Raw genomic sequence first — 4,453 nt, 5'->3', positions numbered from 1 at the left:
CAAAATATATTGTATAAAGCCATTTGTATAATATATTTTAGGAGATTTAAAGTTTATTATCAAGAAATAATAAAAGAACTCTATGTTAGGATAGAGTAAATAAATATTGGGAAAAATAAATTTCTAAAGAAATATATTTACGAAGAATTTTAAATGTACTATATAAAATATTCGTATTTTTTATTGAAAATACTACATCTCTTTGTTAATATATTTATGGGGTGATTAACATGTATAAAAATTATGATATTATAATTGTTGGTGCAGGAGCTAGTGGTGTTTTCGCAGCCTATGAATTAACAGCTTTAGGCTCAAAGGCTAAAGTACTAATGATAGAAAAGGGAAATAGCCTAGAAAAGAGGAAATGTCCCATAGATGGGAAAAAAATAAAAGCTTGCATTCATTGTAAATCTTGTGACATTATGAATGGTTATGGTGGTGCTGGAAGTCTTTCAGATGGTAAGTATAATATAACTAATAACTTTGGTGGAGATTTATATAAATATGTGGGTAGGCAAGAAGCTTTAGATCTTATGTATTATGTAGATAAGGTTTTATGTGATCATGGTGGAAGTGATGCGAAGTTATATTCAACTGCGGATAGTACACTAAAGACTGAGGCACTAAAACATGACTTACATCTTTTAGATGCTAAAGTTAGACATCTTGGTACAGATAGAAATGTAAAAATACTAGGTAATTTATATAATAAGATAAAAGATAATATAGAGATGAAGTTTAATACTGAAGTTGTGGATATAGAAAAGCACGGTAAAGAATTTATAGTAAAAACTGAGGATGAAGAATTTAGATGCAAAGATATAATAGTTGCCACAGGAAGATCGGGATCTAAATGGATATCTAATGTTTGTACTAAGCTAGGTATAGAAAGTAGAAGTAATAGAGTAGATATAGGTGTTAGAGTTGAACTACCTGCAGCTATTTTTGAACACATAACAGATAAAGTATATGAAAGTAAAGTTGTATATAGAACTAAGAAGTATGGAGATTTAGTCAGAACATTTTGCATGAACCCACATGGTGAGGTAGTTAGTGAAAATACAAATGGAATAGTAACAGTAAATGGACATAGCTATTCAAATCCAGAACTTCATACAGAAAACACAAACTTTGCATTATTAGTTACTAATAATTTTACAGAGCCATTTAAAAATAGTAATGAATATGGAGAATCTATAGCAAGACTTAGCAATATGCTAGGTGGCGGAGTATTAGTTCAAAGATTTGGAGATTTAGTACAGGGGAGAAGAACTAATGATCATAGAATGAGTAAAAGTTTTACTATTTCAACTTTAAAAGCTACACCGGGAGATTTAAGCTTAGTTATACCAAAGCGTCAATTAGATGCTATAATAGAAATGATATATGCTCTAGATAATATAGCACCAGGAACAGCTAATGAAGATACATTGTTATATGGTGTAGAAGTTAAGTTTTATAATTCTAATATAGAAGTGGATAATAACTTAGAGACAAAAGTAAAAAGCCTTTATGTATTAGGAGATGGATCTGGAGTTACACATTCACTATCACAAGCATCTGCTAGTGGTGTTTATGTTGCTAGAATATTAGATGAGAAATATAGTAAGCTAGTTTAATTTATAATAAGTTTTACTAATGAGTAAAAAAGGAGATGTAGAATATGTCATCATTTGTGGTATTAGGAGCTCAATGGGGAGACGAAGGAAAAGGTAAAATGACTGATTATCTTGCAGAAAGTGCAGATGTAGTTGTTAGATTCCAAGGAGGAAATAATGCAGGTCATACTGTAGTAGTGGGAGAAAAAGAGTATAAGTTACATTTAATTCCATCAGGAATACTTTATAAAGACAAACTTAATGTAATAGGCAATGGAGTGGTTGTAGATCCAGAAGCTCTATTTACAGAAATGGATTATTTAAAGGGATTAGGAGAAAACATAACACCAGAGAGATTAATAATAAGTGACAGAGCTCAAGTTATAATGCCTTATCATAAAGTATTAGATGCTCTTAAGGAAGAAGCTAGAGGAAAAAACGATATAGGTACTACTAAAAAAGGAATAGGACCTTGTTATACTGACAAAGTTGAGAGATGTGGAATAAGGGTTTGTGATCTTATTAAACCAGAAGTTTTAAAAGAAAAATTACAAGAATATCTTCCAGCTAAAAATGATTTAATAGTTAAAATATATGGTGGAGAAGCCCTAAGCTTTGATGAGGTTTTCGAGGCCTATTTAGAATATGGTAAGAGAATGAAGCCATTTGTAGATGATGCATCAGTTAGAGTTTTTGATAGCATAAAAGCAAATAAAAATGTGTTATTTGAAGGAGCTCAAGGAACACTTCTGGATATAGATTTTGGTTCATATCCATATGTAACATCTTCTAATACAGTAGCAGGTGGTATATGTACAGGTGCTGGTATAGGACCAACTATGATTGATAGTGCTGTAGGAATTGTAAAAGGATATACAACTAGAGTTGGAAAAGGACCTTTTCCAACAGAACAAGAAAATGAAGTTGGAGATTGGATAAGGGAAAAAGGATTTGAGTACGGAGTTACTACAGGAAGAAGTAGAAGATGTGGTTGGCTTGATCTTGTTATATTAAAAAGTGCTGCTAGAGTTTCTGGATTAACTAGTTTTGGAGTAACAAAGATTGACACACTAGCGGGGCTTGATAAAATACAAGTTTGTGTAGGATATAAGTTAGATGGAAAAGTAATAGACTACTTCCCAGCTAGCCTTGAAGATTTAGCAAAATGTGAACCTGTGTATGAAGAGTTTGATGGATGGGATGAAAGTATAAAAGATGCTAGAAAATATGAAGACCTTCCAGAGAATGCAAAGATATACTTAAGAAAAATAGAAGAATTCACTGGTGTTAGGATATCTATAATATCAGTAGGTCCAAAGAGAGATCAAACTATGAGAATCGCAGATCTTTAAAAGTACGTCATTGCATTAAAGATTACAAAAAATTAGTTCAAAGTTTAAAACTGATAAGAAATAAATTTATTTCCTATCAGTTTTATTTTTTAATATTAATTCAAGTAATATTTAAAATCACACAAATTACCTTGAATAGAGCTATTATGTTAATAGGTAATACCTAATCCTTTAGTACATTATAAATAGCGTTCACAGCAGCGCTAGAGGAGCTCCAGCACCATTGCAAATTAAAACCACCACAATCACCATCAACATCTAAAATTTCACCACCAAAGTATAGACCTGGAGTTAGTTTAGATTCTAAAGTTATAGGGTTTACCTCTGTAGTATCTATTCCACCGATGGTAACTTGAGCATTTTCAAAAGAGTTGGTATCAATAACTTGAAACTTCCAATCACATAAAAGCTTATAAAGTTTAAATCTATATTCATATTCTAGGGAATATGTAGGCATGTGAATGTCAGTAATTCCACACTCTTTTAATATAATAGGAATAAGTTTTTTATTTATAATTCCTACTAGATTGTCTGAAATACTTCTATATGAAAACACTGCAAAGTGTGTTTCAAAAAAATCTACTATATGGTCATAATCTGAATTAAGTAAATTTACATGTATAAAAATTGATGACTTATTTAGAATTCCTTTAGAAGCAATTCTACTAAGCTGTAGAATTGGAGGACCTGATATACCATAGTCTGTGAATAAGATTTCGCCAAATTCTTGTTTTTTAATTTCACCATTTACTTCTATATTACAAGAGCTTTCAAATTTTACTCCAGAAATGGCCTTAAGTCTATCATAGTTTAGTTTTAACTGAACTATACCAGGTGTTAAGTTTATTAATCTATGGCCAAAGTTTTTAGCTAGTTTATGACCAGAGCCATCAGAGCCCGTTCTAGTATAACTTTTTCCTCCAGTACATAAGAGAACTTTTTTACATGTATATGCAGTTGAAGAAGTAATAATTTCAAAGTAACCCTTCTTTGGGTTAATGATATTTAAAACTTTTTCATTCATGTAAGTAGGTATATTTCTTTCAGATAAATTCATTCTAAGAATATCTAACACGGAGGATGCTTGAAGAGATAATGGGTATATCTTTCCAGAATCTAAGGTACATGTATATATTCCTATGGATTTAAAAAAGTTAAGGGTATATTCTAAATCATAGGTATTAATAATATCTTTAAAAAAATTATTATTATCACTATGAAATCTTGATAAGGATAATTTTTCGTTTGTTAAATTACAGCGTCCATTACCAGTAATTAATAATTTTTTACCTACTCTATCGCTACTATCTATTATAGCTACGTCTATATTTAAATCTTTTGCTTTAATTGCAGATACTATGCCACAAGATCCACCACCAACAATAATTAAGTCATGATACAAAATAAAATCACCTCAAGCCTTTAAATGTATTTTATAACATATTAACTAATATATTAACTATAGTATATAGAATTATACTACATATTAAAACTATAATATAA

3 protein-coding genes are annotated in these 4,453 nt (G+C 30.3%); 2 read left to right on the top strand and 1 reads right to left on the bottom strand.

Annotation, left to right across the window (positions count from 1 at the left end; genetic code table 11):
- Positions 1-230 precede the first annotated feature (230 nt).
- The gene (locus tag IO99_RS17545) at positions 231-1,619 is read left to right on the top strand and encodes an NAD(P)/FAD-dependent oxidoreductase (RefSeq protein ID WP_035135759.1); all 1,389 of its coding nucleotides are present in this window, start codon (positions 231-233) and stop codon (positions 1,617-1,619) included.
- 44 nt (positions 1,620-1,663) lie between these two features.
- Positions 1,664-2,950 carry an adenylosuccinate synthase gene (locus tag IO99_RS17540; RefSeq protein ID WP_035135758.1) on the top strand — a complete coding sequence of 429 codons (1,287 nt, stop codon included), beginning with the start codon at positions 1,664-1,666 and terminating at the stop codon, positions 2,948-2,950.
- 163 nt (positions 2,951-3,113) lie between these two features.
- Here IO99_RS17540 and IO99_RS17535 read toward each other — a convergent pair whose 3' ends face one another.
- Complete coding sequence (locus tag IO99_RS17535; protein ID WP_035135757.1) at positions 3,114-4,352, bottom strand: BaiN/RdsA family NAD(P)/FAD-dependent oxidoreductase; 1,239 nt, start codon at positions 4,350-4,352, stop codon at positions 3,114-3,116.
- Between the last annotated feature and the right edge of the window lie 101 nt (positions 4,353-4,453).

It is taken from the genome of Clostridium sulfidigenes (assembly GCF_000732635.1).
GTDB lineage: Bacteria > Bacillota > Clostridia > Clostridiales > Clostridiaceae > Clostridium_J > Clostridium_J sulfidigenes.
This window is presented reverse-complemented; position numbering and strand designations above follow the sequence as displayed.